Raw genomic sequence first — 20,188 nt, forward strand, 5'->3', positions numbered from 1 at the left:
ATTTGCATTTATCCAAAACAACATGAAAAAGACGACTCTGGTACTCCTGGTAGGTGCAGCCGCCGCGATTGGCGCGGGCGCCTGGTATTACGCGCAGCCGGCCGCCGGGCACGGCGCCGAATCGGCCGCGTCCGCCACGGCAGGCCAAGGCAAGCAGGGCCAGCAAGGCCCGACCACCGTCAACGTGGTCACGCCGCAGCGCCAGGACGTGCCGGTGCTGCTGACGGCCAACGGCACCGTCTCGCCCATCAGCACGGTGGACCTGCATCCGCAAACCACCAGCACCATCGTCAAGGTGCACATCAAGGAAGGCCAGTTCGTCAAGCAGGGCGAGCTGATGTTCTCGCTCGACAGCCGCAGCGAAAACGCCAACGTGGAAAAAGCCCAGGCCCAGGTGATGCGCGACCGCGCCACGCTGGCCGACCTGGAGCGCCAGTACCAGCGCAGCATGGACTTGCTGGCGCAGAAATTCATCGCTCAGGGCGCGGTGGACACCTTGCGCAGCCAGGTGGAGCAGGCGCGCGCCGTGCTCAACGCCGACATCGCCGCCACCCAGGCCGTGAAGGTGGACGCCAGCTACACCACCATCCGCGCGCCGATGACGGGCCGGGTGGGCGCCATCAACGTCTATCCGGGCAGCCTGGTGCAGCTGTCCACCTCGCTCACCACGATCACCCAGCTCAACCCGATCAATGTGTCCTTCACCTTGCCGGAAAGCGCGCTGGCCGGCCTGCTGGCCGCGCAGCAGGGCGGCGCGGTGCCGGTGGAAGTGGAATCGGGCGGCAAGCAGTTCAAGGGCAAGCTCAGCTTCATCGACAACGCGGTCGACCCCATGGCCGGCGTGATCCGCGTGAAGGCCGAGTTCGACAACAGCCAGACCCAGCTGTGGCCGGGCCAGTACGTCAACACCAAGCTCACCGTGCAGACGCTGAAAGACGTGCTGGTGGTGCCGCAAAACGCTATCATTAGCAACACCAGAGGTACGTTTGTGTACACGGTCGCCCCGGACCAGACCGCCGTGGTGGCCAACATCAAGCGCCTGCACACGTTCGGCCCCTACGCCGCCGTGAGCGGCCTGAATGGCGACGAGAAAATCATCGTCGAAGGCAAACAGAACCTGCGCCCCGGCGGCAAGGTGCGCATCGCCGACGCCGCGCCCGAAGGCAAGAAAAAGGGCGGCGGCGACGCAAAAAAGAAGGATAGCGCAGCATGAACCTGTCCGAATTGTGCATCCGCCGCCCGGTGATGGTGGTGCTGCTGTCGCTGAGCCTGATCCTGGCCGGCGTGCTGGCCTACGCCCATATCCCCGTCGCGGCACTGCCCAGCTATAACACCCCGGTCATCAACGTCGGCGCCGACCTGCCCGGCGCCAGCCCGGAAACCATGGCGTCCTCGGTCGCGCTGCCGCTGGAGAAGCAGTTCTCCACCATCGCCGGCCTGAGCATGATCACTTCCACCAGCACCCTGGGCAATACCTCGCTGACGCTGGAATTCGACCCCAGCATCAACGTCAACGAGGCCGCCGTGGACGTGCAGGCCGCGCTGCTGCGCGCGCAGCGCTCGCTGCCGCAGGAAATGACGGATTTGCCGTCCTACCGCAAGGTCAACCCGGCCGACGCGCCGGTGCTGTTCATGACCATGACCTCGCCCTCGCTCAGCTTGTCCGAGCTGAACGACTACGCGGAAAACCTGATCGCCCCCAGCCTGTCCACGCTGCCCGGCGTGGCCCAGGTCACCGTCAACGGCCAGAAGCGCTTCGCCGTGCGCATCCGCGCCAAGGCCGACCTGCTGAACGCCCGCAACATCACGCTGGACGAACTGGCCGCCGCCATCAAGTCGGCCAACGCCAACACCCCGCTGGGCATCCTGGACGGCCCCAGCCAGACCCTCACCATCCAGGGCAACGCCCAGCTGATGAAGGCGGCCGAATTCGCCGAACTGATCATCGCCACCCGCAACGGCCAGCCGGTGCGCCTGAAGGACGTGGCCGACGCCGAAGACAGCTACCAGTCCGTCAAGACCGCCGGCAGCTACAACGGCGAGCGCTCCATCGTGCTGCTGGTGCAGCGCCAGCCGGACGCCAACACGGTGCAGGTGGTGGACGGCGTGCGCACCCTGCTGCCGCGCTTCACGGCCCAGCTGCCAGCCTCGGTCAAGATCAACCTGGTCAACGACCGTTCCGTCTCCATCCGCGAAGCCATCCACGACGTCAACCTGACGCTGGCGCTGACCGTGGTGCTGGTGGTGCTGGTGATCTTCCTGTTCCTGCGCAAGGCGGCCGCCACCTTCATCCCGGCCATCACCATGCCGATCTCGCTGCTTGGCGCGCTGAGCCTGCTGTATGCCTTCGGCTACAGCCTGGACAACGTGTCCCTGCTCGGCATCACCCTGGCCGTGGGCCTGGTGGTGGACGACGCCATCGTGGTGCTGGAAAACATCGTGCGGCATATCGAGCTGGGCAAGAAGCCGCTGCAGGCCGCGCTGATCGGCTCGCGCGAAATGGGCTTCACCATTATCTCGATTTCCATTTCGCTGGTGGCGGTGTTCATTCCCATCTTCTTCATGCCCGGCGTGATCGGCCTGCTGTTCCACGAATTCGCCGTCGTGGTGGCGCTGTCGGTGCTGGTGTCGGCCGTGGTGTCGCTGACGCTGGTGCCCATGCTGTGCGCGCGCCTGCTGCCGAACGAAGCGCACGAAGCCGAAGGCGACGACACCTTCATCGGCCGCTGGTTCGAAGCCGGCTTCTCGCGCCTGCGCCGGGGCTACGCCAGCACGCTGGACATTGCGCTGCGCCACCGCTACGTGGTGCTGGCCCTGGCGATCGGCACCTTCGTGCTGACCGTGGTGCTGTACGCCACCATCCCGAAGGGCTTCTTCCCCGAGGAAGACCTGGGCCAAATCCGCGTCACCACGGAAGCGTCGGAAGACATTTCCTCGGCCGCGCTGCTGGAACTGCAGGGCAAGGTGGCCGACGTCATCATGGCCGACCCCAATGTGCAGGACGTCACGTCCTTTGTCAGCGGCGGCAACGGCGGCCGCATGTTCCTGGTGCTCAAGCCGCGCGGCCAGCGCGCCAAGATGCCGCAGGTGCTGGACAGCCTGCGCAAGGCCACCAAGAAAGTGCCCGGCATTTCGGTCTATCTGAGCCCGGTGCAAAACCTGCAGCTGGGCGGCCGCCCCAGCAAGAGCCGCTACCAGTACACGCTGCAGTCCGTCAGCCCGGACGCGCTGAACGACTGGGCCAGCAAGTTCCAGGAACGCATGCGTTCGGACAACGACTTCCGCGACGTCACCAGCGACTCGCAGAACAAGGGCCTGCAAGCGTCGCTGAAGATAGACCGCGACAAGGCCAACACGCTGGGCGTGGAAATCAGCGCCATTCGCAGCGCGCTCTACCTGGCCTTCGGCGAGCGCCAGGTGTCCACCATCTACTCGTCCGCCGCCAGCTACTTCGTGATCCTGGAAGCGGCCACCCAGGACCGCCAGTTCGACGACGCGCTGACCAAGATTTCCGTGCGCAACAAGGCGGGCAACCTGGTGCAGCTGTCCAGCTTTGCCAGCGTGGAGCGCACCGTCGGCCCCACCTCGGTCAACCACCAGGGCCAGCTGCAAGCCATCACGCTGTCGTTCAACCTGGCGCCGGACGTGCCGCTGGGCGTGGCCACCAACAAGATCGACAAGATGGCGCTGGACATGGGCTTGCCCGCATCCATCATCACCACCTACGGCGGCGACGCGGCCGTGTTCCAGAGCTCGCAGGGCAGCCAGCTGATCCTGATCATCGCCGCGCTGGGCGTCATCTACGTGCTGCTGGGCGTGCTCTACGAGAGCTACATCCACCCGCTGACCATCCTGGCCGGCTTGCCGTCGGCGGCCGTTGGGGCCTTGCTGACCTTGCGCATATTCAACCTCGACCTGACCATGATCGCCATCATCGGCATCCTGATGCTGATCGGTATCGTCAAGAAGAACGCCATCATGATGATCGACTTCGCGCTGGACGCGCAGCGCAACCAGGGCATGAAGCCGGCCGACGCCATCCGCGAAGCCTGCGTGCTGCGTTTCCGCCCCATCATGATGACCACGCTGGCGGCCCTGATGGGCGCCTTGCCGATCGCGCTCGGCCTGGGCGCCGGCGCCGAACTGCGCCAGCCGCTGGGCCTGGCCGTGGTGGGCGGCCTGATCTTCTCGCAGGTGATCACGCTGTACATCACCCCGGTGATCTATTTATTCCTCGACAAGTACAGCGGCAGCGGCCCGATGGACGACGCGGCGCTGGCGGAGCAGCCGGAACCGGCCAAGGCGCCGGTCGAGCTAAAAGCTGTCAGCCTGGCCAAGCACTGATATCATACGGCGGGCCGGAATATTTCCGGCCCGTTTGCTTTAGGCAATCTTGTGATACATACGGTAACATCCATCAAGAGCGAGTCCGGGTAAGCTGGGCGCTCTCTCGGGTGTTTGTTCAGAAAGTCCGTCCATCTTGTTCCAGTTCCGCCACACCCACGAGGCTGACCACAGCCACGAATATTGCGAAGCATGCGGCCAGAAGCTGCCCCGGCACGACGGCTACGGCTATGGCGGACCGCGCAAGCACAACCGTGTCGGCATCGGCGTCTCGATCGCGCTGCACTTGCTGATCGTGCTGTACTACCTGTTCCATCCCCAGGAAAAAATTTCCCTCAAGCCGCCCGCCAAAGAGGGCGAAATGGTCTGGGTCGCCCCGCTGAAGGACAAGCCGGCGCCCAAAGCCAAGCCCGAGCCGAAGAAAACCGAAGTGGCCAAGGCGCAGCCGCAGCCGCGCCGCGAAAGCAAGGCTATCGCTAAGAAGGCCGCGCCGCCCAAGCTGGAAACCTATGTGCCGCCGGTGCAGGCCACCATGAAGCCGCCGCCGACGCCGGCCGTGGAAGAAGACATGATGGCGCGCGTGGAGGCCGCCCGCAAGCGCCGCGCCGACGCCAATCCGCAGCCGGCGCAGGAACCGCAGGAAAGCGAATCCGACCGCGCCAACCGCATCGCGCGCGCCAACATCATGGGCGCCCTGGGCCGCAACGCGGCCGGCGAACGCGACGACACGGGCGGCATCTTCTCCATCGTCAACAAAACCGGGTTGAGCGCCGACATCAAGTTCCGCGGCTGGAACACCAACTTCAAGCGCCAGTGGTCGCAGCAGGTGCACGTGGAGCTGGGCACGGACATCGACATCGAAACGGCCATCGTGCGGCGCATGATAGACCTGATCCGCAAGGAAAAACCGGGCGAATTCCAATGGGAATCGCACCGCTTGGGGAAAGTGATTACCATGAACGCCGGCAAGCAATACCAGGCCGAACTGGAAGCCTTTCTGCTCAAGGAATTCTTCCCCAACTATCGACGCTGACCCTTCGAACCGGAGCGCCCATGAAACGACGTGCAGCAGCGGGAATGTTGTGGGCCTTGTGCGCGGCGCCCCTGGTCTGGGGCGGGGCCGCGCGGGCGCAGGCTGAAGCGGCCGCCGGCAGCGTGATGCGGGTGGAGACGCGCGGTGTCAGCGTGCCGCTGTACGCCAGCTGGCGTCCCGACGCGGTCGCCACACTGGTGCTGTATTCCGGCGGAAATGGCGGCTATGGCCCCATCGGCCCCAACGGCTGGCCCTCCAGCCAGAACTTCCTGGTCCGCTCCGCCCAGTTGTTCGCCGCCCAGCCCTTCAACGTGGTACTGGTGGGCCTGGCGCCCGACCTGCGCGAGCTCGACGGCCGCGCGCGCCTGGGCGACAGCCACGCGCAGGACAACCAAGCCATCTTCAAGGCCATCAAGGCCAGAAGCCCGGCGCCGCTGTGGCTGGTAGGCACCAGCATGGGCACGATCTCGGTGGCGGCGGCCGCCATCCGCGACGCGGGGCAGGGGCAGGGGCAGGGGCAGGGCGGCGACCTGGCCGGCATCGTGCTCACCTCGACGGTGACGGCCTACAAGCGGGAGGGCGCCGTGCCGACGCAGGACATCGGCAAGATCCGGGTGCCGGTGCTGGTCATGCATCACCTGCAGGACAGCTGCGGCATCTGCCGGCCGTGGGAGGCGAAGAGCCTGGCGGGCAAGCTGGCGGGGGCGCCGGTGACGAAAACGCTGCTGGCGGACGGCGGCAGCGTGCCTGGCGGCGACCCTTGCGGGCCGCTGCACTATCACGGCTTCATCGGCATGGAACAGCAGGCGGTGGAGCAGATCGCCAACTGGATCCGCCACCCCGTGCCGTAAAGAAAAATCAGCCCTTGAGCTTGCGCGCGATATCCAGCGCGAAGTAGGTCAGCACGCCGTCGGCGCCGGCGCGCTTGAAGGCCAGCATGGATTCCATCATCACCTTGTCATGGTCCAGCCAGCCGTTTTGCGCGGCCGCCTTGATCATCGCGTATTCGCCGCTGACCTGGTAGGCAAAGGTCGGCACCTTGAACTCGTCCTTCACGCGGCGCACGATGTCCAGGTAAGGCATGCCGGGCTTGACCATCACCATGTCGGCGCCTTCCTGCAGGTCCAGCGCCACTTCGCGCAGCGCTTCGTCGCTGTTGGCCGGGTCCATCTGGTAGGTGTTCTTGTCACCCTTGCCGAGGTTCTTGGCGGAGCCGACCGCGTCGCGGAAGGGGCCGTAGAACGCCGACGCATACTTGGCCGAGTACGCCATGATGCGGGTGTGAATGTGGCCTTTTTCCTCCAGCGCGGCACGGATGGCGCCGATGCGGCCGTCCATCATGTCCGACGGCGCCACCACGTCCACGCCGGCGTCCGCCTGGCACAGGGCCTGGCGCACCAGCATCTCGGTGGTGATGTCGTTCAGCACGTAGCCGTTATCGTCGATCAGGCCGTCCTGGCCGTGGCTGGTGTACGGGTCCAGCGCCACGTCGGTCAGGATGCCCAGCTCGGGGAAAGCCTGCTTCAGCGCGCGCACGGCGCGCGGCACCAGGCCTTCCGGGTTGGTGGCCTCGATGCCGTCCGGCGTCTTCAGCGCCGGGTCGATCACAGGGAACAGCGCCAGCACCGGGATGCCCAGCGCCACGCATTCTTCCGCCACCTTCAGCAGCAAGTCCATCGACACGCGCTCCACGCCCGGCATCGACGCCACCGGCTCGCGCTGGTTCGTGCCGTCGAGAATGAAGACCGGGTAGATCAGGTCGGACGCGGTCACGGCGTTTTCGCGCATCAGGGCGCGCGAGAACGGGTCGCGGCGCATGCGGCGCATGCGGATGGCGGGGAAGGGCGTGTTGTGGGCCATGGCTACAGGGTTTCCTTTCGTGCTTTCGTGTTTAGTCGTCCGACGTATCTTCCGGCGTGTCGATCAGTTCCGCCTGCGCGGCGGCGTCGTCCTCGTCCAGGCCGGCCAGTTCGATGATCTTGGCGGTGGCTTCTTCAATGCCGATGCGCTTCAGTGCCGAGAACAGCTGCACGGTGAAGGGAAAGCCTTCGCCGTCCTCGTCCACGTAGCTGTCCAGCTTGGCTTGCGCCTGGCGCAGCACGGTGGTCGATTCGCTGCGGGTGAGCTTGTCGGCCTTGGTCAGGATGCAGTGGATAGGCTTGCCGGTCGGGGCGAACCATTCCAGCATCTGGATGTCCAGGTCGGTGAACGGGCGGCGCGAATCCATGATCAGGATCAGCGCGGCCAGCTGCTCGCGCTGCTGCACATAGTCGCCCAGCAGGCGCTGCCAGTACAGCTTGGTGTTGCCGGACACTTCGGCGTAGCCGTAGCCGGGCAAGTCCACCAGCATGGCCTGGATTTCCTCGACCTTGGTCGGGTCCTTGCGGTGCATCGCCACGTGGGCGCCGCCGATCGAGAAAAAGTTGATGTGCTGGGTGCGGCCTGGCGTCTTGGACGCGAAAGCCAGCCCCTTCTGGTTGCACAGAATATTGATGGAGGTCGACTTGCCGGCGTTGGAGCGGCCGGCGAAGGCGATTTCGGGCACCGTGGTATTGGGCAATTCGCGCAAGTGATTCACGGTGGTAAAGAAGCGGGCTTGCCAGAGTTTAGACATGGGAGGGGGTGGGCAGAAATGCAACAAAGAAAGCTAAAACGGCGAAAAGCTATTGTACAATAAGGGGTTACGAATTGTTGCCATGTATAAAAGCAAATAAGCGCGCAACATGCTTGTAGAATAAATACACGGCAGTCCCACCATTTTTTTCACTAGTCTCAGGGTGTTTGAATGAATCGTGCGTTTTCACCGTTTGTAAAGTCCTTGCTCTTCGCAGTGTTGGCCGTTTCGGGTGTCGCATCGGCTGCCGAACATGCTGCCCCTGCCGCCAAAGTCGATCCCGCCAAGGGCGGCAGCCTGTATGCCGACGGCGACAACGCCCGCGGCCTGCCGGCGTGCGTCTCCTGCCACGGCGCAGCGGGCAACTCCACCATCGCGGCCAATCCCAAGCTGGCTGGCCAGCCGGAAGCCTATATTTACAAACAACTGGTGAATTTCGCCTCGCCGTCGCGCAGCAATCCGGTGATGAGCACCTACGCCAAGATGCTGAGCGACGATGAAAAGAAAAACATCGCTGCCTATCTGAGCACCCAGGCGCAAAAACCGGGCGCCGCCAAGAACAAGGATACCATCGAGCTGGGCAAGAAGATCTATCGCGGCGGCATCGCCGAGAAGAACGTGCCGGCCTGCGCCAGCTGCCACGGCCCTGCCGGCGGCGGCATTCCTGCCCTGTACCCGCGCCTGGCTGGCCAGCACCAGGACTACACGGTTGCCCAGTTGACCGCTTTCCGTGGCGACGGCCGCAAAAACAGCGTGGAAATGAGCACCATTTCCAAGCGCCTGTCGGACGACGAAATGAAGGCGGTTGCCGATTACGTGGCCGGCCTGAAGTAAAAACCATGTATTTGTGCGCCAATATGGCGCATATCAGTTCGTGAATAGTAAAAAGAGGGCGGCCGCGTGAGCGGGCTGCCCTTTTGTTGGTATTCTGCTGCCAGTCCTTTTTGAGATAGTGTCCGCATGAGCACCACCAGCACCGCCGGTATCAAACTGAAAACCCGCCGGCCAGCGTTCGACGCGACCGTCGAACTGCTGTCTTCGATGCGTTTCGCCATCAGCCTGCTCACCATGATCGCCATCGCGTCCGTGATCGGCACGGTGATGAAGCAGAACGAGCCGATGTCCAACTACGTGAACCAGTTCGGCCCGTTCTGGTTCGAAGTGTTCAACAAGGTGGGCTTGTACGCCGTGTACTCGGCGTGGTGGTTCCTTGCCATCATGGGCTTCCTGGTGGTGTCCACCACCCTGTGCATCGTGCGCAATACGCCGAAGATGCTGAAGGATATGCGCAGCTGGCGCGAGAACGTGCGCGAACAGTCGCTGCTGAACTTCCACCACAAGAACGACTGGACCTCGCCGCTGCCGCGCGCCGCGCTGGCGCAGCAGATGGCGCAGCGCCTCGGCCACGCCGGCTACAAGGCGCGCATCGTCGAGAAAGAGCACGCCACGCTGGTGACCGCCAAGCGCGGCGCCGGCGCCAAGTTCGGCTACATCTTCGCGCACAGCGCCATCGTCATCATCTGCATCGGCGGCCTGCTCGATTCGGACATGCCGATCCGCTTCCAGGAATGGTTCATGGGCAAGACCCCGTTCGCGGGCAGCGGCGTCATCGCCGACATTCCCGCCCAGCACCGCCTTGGCCTGGGCAACCCGACCTACCGCGCCAACACCGCCATTCCCGAGGGGCAGGCCAGCAACACCGCCATCATCCCGCGCGCGGACGGCGTGCTGATCCAGGACCTGCCGTTCACCATCCTGCTCAAGAAATTCAACATCGACTTCTACAGCACCGGCATGCCCAAGCTGTTCGCCAGCGAAGTGGAAGTGCGCGACCATGAAACCGGCAAGACCTTCAGCTCCGTCATCGAGGTGAACAAGCCGCTGATCTACAAGGGCCTGGCGGTGTACCAGTCCAGCTTCGAGGACGGCGGCACCAAGCTCAAGCTCAAGGGCTACCCGATGGCGGGCGCCGACAAGGCCAGCTTCGACGTCACCGGCGAAGTCAATGCCGCCACGCCGCTGGGCAAGGAATACACCGTCGAATGGACCGGCTTCCGTCCGTTCAACGTGGAGAACATGGCCAGCCAGGACGCGCGCGCCGTGGCCAAGGGCGAGAAGCTGGAAGACAGCTTCGCGCGCGGCCTGCGCAGTCTGGATCAGCAGCTCGGCTCGGCGGCCAAGAACGCCAACAACAAGGACTTGAAGAACGTCGGCCCGAGCGTGCAATACAAGCTGCGCGACCAGACCGGCCAGGCGCGCGAATTCCAGAACTACATGCAGCCGGTGACGGTGGACGGCGCGACCGTGTTCCTGGCCGGCGTGCGCGCCAACCCGGGCGACCCGTTCAGCTACCTGCGCATCCCGGCCGACGACGAGCACACGGTGAAGGAATGGATGCGCTTGCGCGCCGCGCTGCATGATCCGGCCCTGCGCACGCTGGCCGCCGAGCGCTACGCGCGCCGCGCCATGCCGGGCGGCAGCGCCGCCCCGGCCAATGCGGCCGCCGGCGCCGGCAGCGCCGCGCTGCGCGACCAGCTGGCGCAATCGTCGGCGCGCAGCCTGAACATGTTCGCCGGCGCCGAAGCGGGCGACGGCAAGGACGGCGGCCCGGTGGGCGGCTTTGTCGCCATCTCGCGCTTCCTGGAAAAAGTGCCGCAAGCCGAACAGGAAAAAGCGGCCGACATCTTCATGAAGATCCTGAACGGCAGCATGTGGGAACTGTGGCAGGCCGCGCGCGAAAAGGACGGCCTGGCGCCGGTGGAAGGCAACGAGCAGCACGGCCGCTTCCTGCAGCTGGCCACCAACGCGCTGTCCGACGCCACCTTCTACGGCGCTCCGGTCTACCTGCAGCTGGACGAATTCAACGAAGTCAAGGCGTCCGTGTTCCAGGTGACCAAGTCGCCCGGCAAGAACGTGGTCTACCTCGGCTGCCTGTTCCTGGTGCTCGGCGTGTTCTCGATGTTCTACATCCGCGAGCGCCGCCTGTGGGTGTGGATCAAGGACAGCGAGGCCGGCGCGCACGCGCTGATGGCCATGAGCACGCAGCGCAAGACCCTCGATTTCGACAAGGAATTTGCAGACTTGAAGGAAAAGCTACCGCAATCGGCGTAAGCTGCATGGCATAAGCAGTATTGGAGACCACGATGGAAATGACACAAACCCCAACCTATAGCCAGACGCCGGGCTATTTCAAGCGCCTCACCATCTTCGACTGGCTGTTCGCGCTGGTGCTGGCCGGCGGCGCGTTGTTCGCGCTCAACCGCTACGGCGCCTACATGGACGTCTACGAAAAAGCCATCCTGCTGGCGGCCGTGCCGTCGTTCGCGGCGCTGGGCTGGCACTGGAAACCGGTGCGCTGGTTCATGCCGCTGGCCTTCGCGCTGGCGCTGCTGGCCGTGGCCATGTACGGCGGCAGCCTGGACGCCGCCAACCAGAAGTTCTGGCTCAAATACATGCTGTCGAGCCAGTCCGCCATCCTGTGGATGAGCACCTTCTTCTTCCTGTCCACGCTGTTCTACTGGATCGGCCTGGTGGCCCGTTCCTCGATGGGCTTCGTGGTCGGTTCCAAGCTGTGCTGGGCAGCGCTCATCATCGGCCTGACCGGCATGCTGGTGCGCTGGTACGAGTCCTACCTGATCGGCTCGGACGTGGGCCACATCCCCATCTCCAACCTGTACGAAGTGTTCATCCTGTTCTCGCTGATCACGGCCATGTTCTACCTGTACTACGAGGCCCACTACAAGACGCAGCAGCTGGGCGCCTTCGTGCTGCTGGTGATCTCGGCCGCGGTCGGCTTCCTGCTGTGGTACACCGTGTCGCGCGACGCGGCCGACATCCAGCCGCTGGTGCCAGCGCTGCAAAGCTGGTGGATGAAGATCCACGTGCCGGCCAACTTCATCGGCTACGGTACTTTCGCGCTGGCGTCCATGGTGGGCTGGGCCTACCTGCTCAAGCATGAAAAGATCCGCACCCTGTGGCAGGCGCTGGTGATCGCGCCCATGGTGCTGCTGGCGCTGGCCTGGCTGATCGCCTATGTGTCCGGTGCCGGCGAAGCCGTCATCAAGGGCATGGTCAACGCCAGCCGCTTCACCGCCGTGCTGGTGGTGCTGTTCGCCGTGACCAACCTGATGCGCGACCGCCTGGCCGCGCGCCTGCCGGACGCCGAAACGCTGGAAGACGTGATGTACAAGGCCATCTCGGCCGGCTTCGCCTTCTTCACCATTGCCACCATCCTGGGCGCATTGTGGGCGGCCGAAGCGTGGGGCGGCTACTGGTCGTGGGACCCGAAAGAGACCTGGGCGCTGATCGTCTGGCTCAATTACGCGGCCTGGCTGCACATGCGCCTGATGTCCGGCCTGCGCGGCAAGGTGGCGGCCTGGTGGGCGCTGGTGGGCCTGCTGGTGACCACCTTCGCCTTCCTGGGCGTGAACATGTTCCTGTCCGGATTGCACTCCTACGGCAAGCTGTAACACCGCCTCGCTCCCCCGAAAGCCCCCGGCCGCGCCTGCGCCCGGGGGCTAATGAGATGGTCACCCTCCACCCTATAAGTTACTAAGCTTATAGGGTGTTTTCATTTCCAGAGGAGATCATCATGGAATCCGTTACCCTCATCGGCATCGACCTTGGCAAACACAACTTTCACGTCCACGGTCAGGACCGGCAAGGCAAAGCGCTGCTGCGCAAGAAGTTCAGCCGCAAGCAACTGATCGAGTTCCTTGCCAATTTTCATCCGTGCACGATTGTCATGGAAGCCTGCGCGGGAGCACATTTCATGGCCCGGCAATTGGCCCGCTTCGGCCATGAGCCCAAGCTGATCTCGCCGCAGTTTGTGCGCCCCTTCGTCAAAAGCAACAAGAACGATTTCATCGACGCGGAGGCAATCTGCGAAGCGGCCAGCCGCCCAGCGATGCGTTTCGTCACACCAAAAAATGAATCCCGGCAAATGCTCTCAGCGCTGCACCGCGTGCGCGAATCGCTGGTGCGCGACAGGGTCAAGGCAAGTAACCAGATCCACGCCTTCCTGCTGGAGTTCGGCATCAGCCTGCCGGTTGGCCACGCAGCGATAAGCGGTTGCCTTCCGTGCTGGCGGAAGAACACCTGCCTGCACGGCTGATGAGGGTGCTGGAGCGGCTGCAAGTCCACTTCAAGTACCTCGATGAACAGATTGCCGACATCGAGAAAGAATTGAATCGTCAACTGGCCGAGGACGATCTGGGCCAGAGGCTCCTGACGGTGCCCGGTATCGGACCGATCACGGCCAGCGTCCTCGCGGCTGAAGTCGGCGACGGCAAGCACTACCGCTGCGGTCGGGATTTTGCCGCCGCCGTCGGGCTGGTGCCGCGCCAGTACAGCACTGGCGGCAGAAACAATCTGCTCGGCATCAGCAAGCGCGGCGACAAAGGCTTACGGCGCCTGCTGGTGCAATGCGCCCGGGCTTATATGCAGCGCCTGGAGCGGCAGCGGGGACGGCTGGCGGAATGGGTGCGCTCCATGCTCACACGGCGCCATTCCAACGTGGTGGCCTGTGCCTTGGCGAACAAACTGGCACGTACCGCATGGGCCATCGCTGCCCATCACACGGAATTTGAAATGACAGAGGCCGTCATCGCGAAATGACGGCCTCCCTGGCTCACTTTTTAACGTACACCTACCTGGTTTTGCGACTGCTGACATTGGATGACGTGAACGGCACAACAGCCTGACGGATACCCTGGAATAAAAACCGGCTTGGCAAGGCCGAGGGGCTTTTAAGGACCGACAGGCGCGACTCTCATCGTGGCGCGGGGGTACGCATCCCCAATCAGACGCCGGATAGATTTAAGCAAGCCTACCTACATCATACAAAATCAGCTTGCAAAAAGGAGGGTGACCATAGATTTTGTATTCCTTTGTATCCGCTTTGCAGGGCGACATGCGCGCATACAAATGCAGGCTTCCCCCGCTCCCGCGCCCTGAATAGAATCATGCACGTAGCCGCTGGGCAGAAAGTGCTTGTCGGCAATTATTTAAGCGGAACGTAAAACTCCCGCCGCAACAGATTGGTGTAAGGTTAGCCCTGTCTCGTCCGACAGAGTCCATACGAGTACTTTCATTCCCGGAGTTGCCATGTTGATCAAACGTAGCCCGAACGGCATCGATTTGCCGTTTTCGTCAGAAATTACCCCGCGCGAGATTTTCGAATCGCGCCGCAGCTTCATCAAGCAGCTGGCGGTGGGCTCCATTGCCGGCGGCGCACTGCTGGAAATGGCCTCGCGCGAAGCGTTCGCCCAGGGCACGCCCGGCAAGCTGGGCGCCAAGCTGAACCCCGCGTATTCCGCGCTGGACAAGCAAACCGCGTACAAGGACGTCACCAGCTACAACAATTTCTACGAATTCGGCACCGGCAAGGACGACCCCGCGCGCAACGCCCACACGCTCAAGCCGCGCCCGTGGACCGTGAGCATCGAAGGCGAAATCAAGAAGCCGATCACGCTGGACCTGGACCAGCTGCTCAAGCTGGCGCCGCTGGAAGAGCGCGTCTACCGGCTGCGCTGCGTGGAAGGCTGGTCCATGGTGATCCCGTGGGTGGGCTACTCGCTGTCCGAGCTGATCAAGAAGGTCGAGCCGACCGGCAACGCCAAATACGTGGAATTCATCTCGCTGGCCGACAAGGCGCAGATGCCCGGCGTCGGCAGCCGCGTGCTGACCTGGCCCTACCGCGAGGGCCTGCGCATGGACGAAGCCATGCACCCGCTGGCGCTGCTCACGCTGGGCATGTACGGCGACGTGCTGCCCAACCAGAACGGCGCGCCGGTGCGCATCGTCACGCCATGGAAATACGGCTTCAAGTCGGCCAAGTCCATCGTCAAGATCCGCTTCGTCAAGGACCAGCCGCGCACCGCGTGGAACGAGGCCGCGCCGTCCGAATACGGCTTCTACTCCAACGTGAACCCGGACGTGGACCACCCGCGCTGGTCGCAGGCGTCCGAGCGCCGCATCGGCGAGGACGGCTTCCTGGTGCGCAAGCGCAAGACGCTGATGTTCAACGGCTACAGCGACGTCGCGCCGCTGTACGCGGGCATGGACCTCAAGAAGTTCTTCTGACATGGCCATCAATCCCACCGCGAAGCAGGTGACGGCGCTGAAGGCGGTGGTCTTCGTGCTGGCGCTGCTGCCGTTCTTCAAGCTGATCTGGCTCACCGCCAGCGGCCAGCTGGTCGAGCCGCTGCAATACATCACGCGCGCCACCGGCGACTGGACCTTGTACTTCCTGTGCATCACGCTGGCGGTGACGCCGCTGCGGCGCCTGACGAAATGGAACTGGCTGCTCAAGCTGCGCCGCATGGTGGGGCTGTACAGCTTCTTCTACGGCCTGCTGCACTTCACCACCTTCCTGTGGTTCGACCATTTCTTCGACGTGCAGGAAATGCTGAAAGACGTGGTCAAGCGGCCTTTCATCACGGTTGGCTTCATCGCCTTCGTGCTGCTGATCCCGCTGGCCGTGACCAGCACCAACGGCATGGTGCGCCGCCTGGGCGGCAAGCGCTGGCAATGGCTGCACCGGCTGGTGTATGTGATCGCCCCGCTGGGCATTTTGCACTTCTGGTGGATGAAGGCGGCCAAGCATGACTTCTCGCAGCCCATCCTGTTCGGCCTGATCGTGCTGGCGCTGCTGGGCGTGCGCGTGTACTGGGCGCGCAGCAAGGCGGCGGCTGCGGCGGGTTACGCGCTGCCGCGCTAACCCGCCCTACGCAGCCTGCGTGGTCCGTAGGGCGGGTTAGCGGGCGGCGCCCGCCTAACCCGCCGCTGCGGCCTTACTTGATCAGCGATTCCAGCGCGAACAGGTCGGCCGGGTTTTCGCGCTGGCGCACCAGGTGGACCTGGGTGCCGTCCACGATCAGCTCGGCCGCGCGGCCGCGCGTGTTGTAGTTGGACGCCATCGTCATGCCGTAGGCGCCGGCAGTCTTCATCACCAGCAGGTCGCCCGGCGCGATCGCCAGCGCGCGGTCGCGCGCCAGCCAGTCGCCGGATTCGCAGATCGGCCCCACCACGTCGAAGGTCGCCATCTGAGCATCGCCTTGCACCACCGGCTGCATGTCCATCCAGGCCTGGTACAGCGCCGGGCGCGCCATGTCGTTCATGGCCGCGTCGACGATGCAGAAGTTCTTCTCCTCGCCGTGCTTGATGAACTCCACCTTGGTCAGCAGCACGCCCGTGTTGCCGACGATGGAGCGGCCCGGCTCGAAAATCACCTTGATCGGCTTGCCGCCGTGGCGCTCGGCGCGCCAGGCGTCGACGCGCGCGAACACGCGGCCCAGATAGTCGCCCACCGGCACCGGCGCGCCGTCTTCCTCGTCGCCGTAGTCGATGCCGATGCCGCCGCCCAGGTCGAGGTGGTGCAGGTGGATGCCGTCGGCGCCCAGCGCGTCGATCAGCTCAATCAGCTTGTCCAGCGCTTCCAGCAGCGGCGCGTCGTCCAGCAGCTGCGAGCCGATGTGGCAATCGATGCCGGCCACGTCCAGGTGCGGCAGCTGCGCTGCGGCGCGGTAGGTGTCCAGCGCGTCGGAATAGGCCACGCCGAACTTGTTGGCTTTCAGGCCGGTAGCAATGTAAGGGTGGGTCTTGGCGTCCACGTTCGGGTTCACGCGCAGCGACACGCGCGCCTTCTTGCCCATGCTGCCGGCCACATCGTTCAGGCGGTGCAGCTCCGGGATCGATTCCACGTTGAAGCACAGGATGTCGTGTTCCAGCGCCAGGCGCATTTCTTCCACGCTCTTGCCCACGCCCGAGAAGATCACCTTGCGCGGATCGCCGCCGGCCGCGATCACGCGCAGCAGCTCGCCGCCGGACACGATGTCGAAGCCCGCGCCCTGGCGCGCCAGCAAGTCCAGGATGGCCAGGTTGGAGTTCGCCTTCATGGCGTAGCAGACCAGCGCGTCGCGGCCCTGGCAGGCATCGGCGTATGATGCAAAGTTATCGAGCAGCTGCGATTTGGAATACACGTAAGCGGGCGTGCCGTACTGTTCGGCGATGGCGCTCAGCGACACGCCTTCGGCGTGCAGCACGCCGTTCTGGTAAGAAAATTGCGACATGGAATGACTTAATTGATGGGCGATTGTTGGGATGCGGGAGGAGTCGAAGGCACGGGGGCGGACGGCGGCGCCACGCCGGGTTTGCCCTGGGTATTGGCAGAGGCGGGTTTGGCGGGCTGTTTGGGTAGGTACAGCGGGCCGGTCTGGCCGCAGCCGCCCAGGAGGGCGGCGATACAGGCCAGCGCAGTGAATTGCAGCGCTAATGTGGACTTCACGATTAAAATCACGGTTTGACTAGAGAGCTTGGAGTGTAGCATGACCGAAACAGAATTTTTGACCCTGGCCGACGCCACCCTGAACGCCATCGAGGCCGCGCTGGACCGCCTGAACGACCAGGACATGGTGGACGTGGAATGCAAGCGCAGCGGCAACGTGCTGGAAATCGAGTTCATCGACAACGGCTCCAAGGTCATCGTCAACAGCCAGGCGCCGATGCAGGAACTGTGGGTGGCCGCGCGCTCGGGCGGCTTCCATTACAAGCGCGTCGAAGGCCAGTGGATCAACACCCGCGACGGCTCCGAGCTGTTCGCCGCCCTGTCCGAGATCACCACGGCCCAGGGCGGCGCCCCGGTCGTCATCAGCGCAGCATAAAAAAATGGGGTCAGGGTTAATTATTCAGGAAATATTTCCTGAATAATTAACCCTGACCCCATTTTCGGGGGCCGGATCAGGACATCAGAACAGTTCGTTCTTGACGGCGTCCTTGGCTTTTTCCTCGGCCGGGCTGGCGCGGGTGGCGCCTTCCAGGCTGGTGACGCCGGTGCCGGGCGGGTTTTCGGCGTAGTAGTACTCGCCGTCCACCAACATCATGCCTTCCGGTACCGCGCGCTCTTCGATCGGGATGTTCTTCAGCGCCTTGGCCATGTAGCCTATCCAGATCGGCAGCGCCAGGCCGCCGCCGGTTTCGCGGTTGCCCAGGTTTTTCGGCTGGTCGTAGCCGATCCAGGCCACGCCCACCAGCTTGGACTGGTAGCCGGCGAACCAGGCGTCGATCGAGTCGTTGGTGGTGCCGGTCTTGCCGGCGATGTCGGGGCGCTTGAGCGACAGCGCCTTGGTGGCCGTGCCGAAGCGCACCACGTCTTTCATCATGCTGTCCATCAGGAAGGCGTTGCGCTCGTCGATGACGCGGTTGGCGTCCACGCCAGCGCGGTCCGGGTTGGCCTGCGACAGCACCTTGCCGTTGGCGTCCGTCACTTTCGAGATCAGGTAGGGCGCCACCTTGTAGCCGCCGTTGGCGAACACGGCGTAGGCGCCGGCCATCTGCAGCGGCGTCACCGCGCCCGCGCCCAGCGCCAGGGTCAGGTAGGGCGGATTCTTCTCGGCGTCGAAGCCGAAGCGCGTCGTGTATTCCTGGCCGTACTTGGCGCCGATGCGGTGCAGGATGCGGATCGAGATCATGTTCTTGGACTTGGTCAGGCCGCGCCGCATCGTCATCGGGCCTTCGTACTTGCCGTCGTAGTTCTTCGGCTCCCAGGCCTGGCCGCCGGTCTGGCCGGCGTCGAAGGAGATCGGCGCGTCGTTGATCACGGTGGCCGGCGACAGGCCGCGTTCCAGCGAAGCGGAGTAGATGAAGGGCTTGAACGAGGAACCCGGCTGGCGCCAGGCCTGCGTCACGTGGTTGAACTTGTTGCGGTTGTAGTCGAAGCCGCCCACCATGGCCTTGATGGCGCCGTCTTCGGTGGAGGCGGCCACGAAGGCCGATTCGATTTCCGGCATCTGGGTGATTTCCCAGTCCTTTTCCGGCCGCATGACGCGGATCACGGCGCCGCGGCGGATGCGCTTGTTGGGCGCGGCCTTGTCCGACAGCCAGGATCTGCCCATCTCCAGGCCGGCGCCGGTGATGTTGATTTCTTCGCCCGTGGCCGTCACGGCCGTCACTTTCTGCGGCGTGGCCTGCAGCACCATGGCGGCCACGATGTCGTCGCTGTCCGGGTGGCCGGCCAGCTCGGATTCGATGGCGTCGTCCGCCTCTTCCTTGGTGGTGGGGATGTTGATGTAGGCTTCCGGCCCGCGGTAGGCGTGGCGCTTCTCGTATTCCATCACGCCGCGGCGCAGCGCCAGGTAGGCCGCGTCCTGGTCGGCCTTGGTGATGGTGGTAAACACGTTCAGGCCGCGCGTGTAGGTGTCTTCCTTGAACTGTTCGTACACCAGCTGGCGCGCCATCTCGGCCACGTACTCGGCGTGCACGCCGAATTCGCTGCTGTCGGTCTTGACCTTCAGCGGCTCGGCCTTGGCGGCCTGGAACTGCGCGTCGCTGATGTAGCCCAGCTGCTGCATGCGCACCAGGATGTATTGCTGGCGCGTGCGCGCGCGCTTGGGGTTGACCACGGGGTTGTAGGCCGACGGCGCTTTCGGCAGGCCGGCCAGCATGGCCGCCTCGGCCACGCTAATGTCTTTCAGATTCTTGCCGAAATAGATCTGTGCGGCCGAGGAGAAGCCGTAGGCGCGCTGGCCCAGGTAGATCTGGTTCATATACACCTCGAGGATCTGGTCCTTGCTGAGGTTTTTCTCGATCTTCCACGCCAGCAGGATCTCGTAGATCTTGCGCTTGAAGGTCTGCTCGCTGGACAGGAAGAAGTTGCGCGCCACCTGCTGCGTGATGGTGGACGCGCCCTGGCGCGCGCCGCCGGTGGCGTTGTGCACGGCCGCGCGCAGGATGCCGGCGTAGTCGATGCCGCCGTGGTCGTAGAAGCGGTCGTCCTCGATGGCCAGCACGGCCTTTTTCATCACGTCGGGGATGTCCTTGATGTGCACCAGGTTGCGGCGCTCTTCGCCGAACTCGCCGATCAGCACATTGTCGGCCGAGAAGATACGCAGCGGCATCTTGGGGCGGTAGTCGGTCAGGGAGTCCAGTTCGGGCAGGTTGGGGTAGGCCATCGCCAGGCCGAACACGACCAGCAGCACCGCGACCATGGCCAGGCCCAGCAAGGAGGCCAGCACGGTCAGCAGGATTTTCCTGGGGCGGGAAGGGGGGGTACCGGTTTGGGCAGTGCTCATGCGCGTCGATCTTTCGCTATGGTTTCGCTATGGTTATCCGGCCCATTATAAGCGAGCCCAGATAGCCGCGGCGCGTCGATATCCTACCGTAAATCAGGAAATGTTTATCGTGAGCAACTAAATAACTTA

Annotated in this window: 15 protein-coding genes and 1 pseudogene; 11 read left to right on the top strand and 5 right to left on the bottom strand. The window is 64.0% G+C overall.

From position 1 onward, the window contains the following. The first annotated feature begins 22 nt into the window (after positions 1-22). The 4 genes from ACFJI2_RS29275 to ACFJI2_RS29290 all read left to right on the top strand — a co-directional run bounded on the left by ACFJI2_RS29275 (position 23) and on the right by ACFJI2_RS29290 (position 6,228). A complete protein-coding gene (locus ACFJI2_RS29275; RefSeq protein ID WP_377702966.1) occupies positions 23-1,213 on the top strand; it encodes an efflux RND transporter periplasmic adaptor subunit in 1,191 nt (396 codons plus the stop codon). Further along, positions 1,210-4,344 carry an efflux RND transporter permease subunit gene (locus ACFJI2_RS29280; RefSeq protein ID WP_377702967.1) on the top strand — a complete coding sequence of 1,045 codons (3,135 nt, stop codon included), beginning with the start codon at positions 1,210-1,212 and terminating at the stop codon, positions 4,342-4,344. The genes ACFJI2_RS29275 and ACFJI2_RS29280 overlap by 4 nt, the downstream gene beginning before the upstream one ends. A gap of 136 nt (positions 4,345-4,480) precedes the next feature. Further along, the gene (locus ACFJI2_RS29285; protein ID WP_377702968.1) at positions 4,481-5,377 is read left to right on the top strand and encodes a cell envelope integrity protein TolA; all 897 of its coding nucleotides are present in this window, start codon (positions 4,481-4,483) and stop codon (positions 5,375-5,377) included. Positions 5,378-5,397: 20 nt separating this feature from the next. After that, a complete protein-coding gene (locus ACFJI2_RS29290) occupies positions 5,398-6,228 on the top strand; it encodes an alpha/beta hydrolase (protein WP_377702969.1) in 831 nt (276 codons plus the stop codon). A 7-nt stretch (positions 6,229-6,235) separates the two neighbouring features. On the opposite strand, the gene hemB is transcribed toward ACFJI2_RS29290, so the two are convergent. Both hemB and yihA read right to left on the bottom strand, forming a co-directional pair. After that, entirely contained in the window at positions 6,236-7,237 is a 1,002-nt protein-coding gene (gene hemB, locus ACFJI2_RS29295) for a porphobilinogen synthase (protein ID WP_377702970.1), read from the bottom strand. Positions 7,238-7,268: 31 nt separating this feature from the next. Then, positions 7,269-7,991: a ribosome biogenesis GTP-binding protein YihA/YsxC gene (yihA, locus tag ACFJI2_RS29300; RefSeq protein ID WP_377702971.1), complete on the bottom strand. Its 723-nt coding sequence runs from the start codon at positions 7,989-7,991 to the stop codon at positions 7,269-7,271. 171 nt (positions 7,992-8,162) lie between these two features. On the opposite strand from yihA, the gene ACFJI2_RS29305 reads away from it, so the two are divergent. From ACFJI2_RS29305 to ACFJI2_RS29330, 6 genes and pseudogenes are all read left to right on the top strand, one after another. After that, a complete protein-coding gene (locus ACFJI2_RS29305) occupies positions 8,163-8,825 on the top strand; it encodes a cytochrome c4 (RefSeq protein WP_107869972.1) in 663 nt (220 codons plus the stop codon). A 126-nt stretch (positions 8,826-8,951) separates the two neighbouring features. After that, a complete protein-coding gene (locus ACFJI2_RS29310; protein WP_377702972.1) occupies positions 8,952-11,102 on the top strand; it encodes a cytochrome c biogenesis protein ResB in 2,151 nt (716 codons plus the stop codon). 32 nt (positions 11,103-11,134) lie between these two features. Continuing rightward, entirely contained in the window at positions 11,135-12,460 is a 1,326-nt protein-coding gene (ccsB, locus tag ACFJI2_RS29315; RefSeq protein ID WP_377702973.1) for a c-type cytochrome biogenesis protein CcsB, read from the top strand. A 122-nt stretch (positions 12,461-12,582) separates the two neighbouring features. Beyond that, positions 12,583-13,607, top strand: a pseudogene (locus ACFJI2_RS29320) (IS110 family transposase). 489 nt (positions 13,608-14,096) lie between these two features. Next, positions 14,097-15,074: a protein-methionine-sulfoxide reductase catalytic subunit MsrP gene (msrP, locus tag ACFJI2_RS29325; RefSeq protein WP_377702974.1), complete on the top strand. Its 978-nt coding sequence runs from the start codon at positions 14,097-14,099 to the stop codon at positions 15,072-15,074. Position 15,075: 1 nt separating this feature from the next. Then, positions 15,076-15,711: a protein-methionine-sulfoxide reductase heme-binding subunit MsrQ gene (locus ACFJI2_RS29330; RefSeq protein WP_107869982.1), complete on the top strand. Its 636-nt coding sequence runs from the start codon at positions 15,076-15,078 to the stop codon at positions 15,709-15,711. 73 nt (positions 15,712-15,784) lie between these two features. Here the strand turns inward: ACFJI2_RS29330 and lysA are convergent, their stop codons facing one another. Next, a complete protein-coding gene (gene lysA, locus ACFJI2_RS29335) occupies positions 15,785-17,062 on the bottom strand; it encodes a diaminopimelate decarboxylase (protein ID WP_107869983.1) in 1,278 nt (425 codons plus the stop codon). An 8-nt stretch (positions 17,063-17,070) separates the two neighbouring features. Beyond that, complete coding sequence (locus tag ACFJI2_RS29340) at positions 17,071-17,403, bottom strand: lipoprotein (protein WP_377702975.1); 333 nt, start codon at positions 17,401-17,403, stop codon at positions 17,071-17,073. On the opposite strand from ACFJI2_RS29340, the gene cyaY reads away from it, so the two are divergent. After that, entirely contained in the window at positions 17,318-17,653 is a 336-nt protein-coding gene (gene cyaY / locus ACFJI2_RS29345) for an iron donor protein CyaY (protein ID WP_377702976.1), read from the top strand. The genes ACFJI2_RS29340 and cyaY overlap by 86 nt on opposite strands. Before the next feature lie 84 nt (positions 17,654-17,737). Here the strand turns inward: cyaY and ACFJI2_RS29350 are convergent, their stop codons facing one another. After that, positions 17,738-20,059, bottom strand: coding sequence for a penicillin-binding protein 1A (locus ACFJI2_RS29350; protein WP_377702977.1), 2,322 nt, complete (start codon positions 20,057-20,059; stop codon positions 17,738-17,740). Between the last annotated feature and the right edge of the window lie 129 nt (positions 20,060-20,188).

Source organism: Pseudoduganella sp. UC29_71 (assembly GCF_042693265.1).
Lineage (GTDB): Bacteria > Pseudomonadota > Gammaproteobacteria > Burkholderiales > Burkholderiaceae_D > Rugamonas.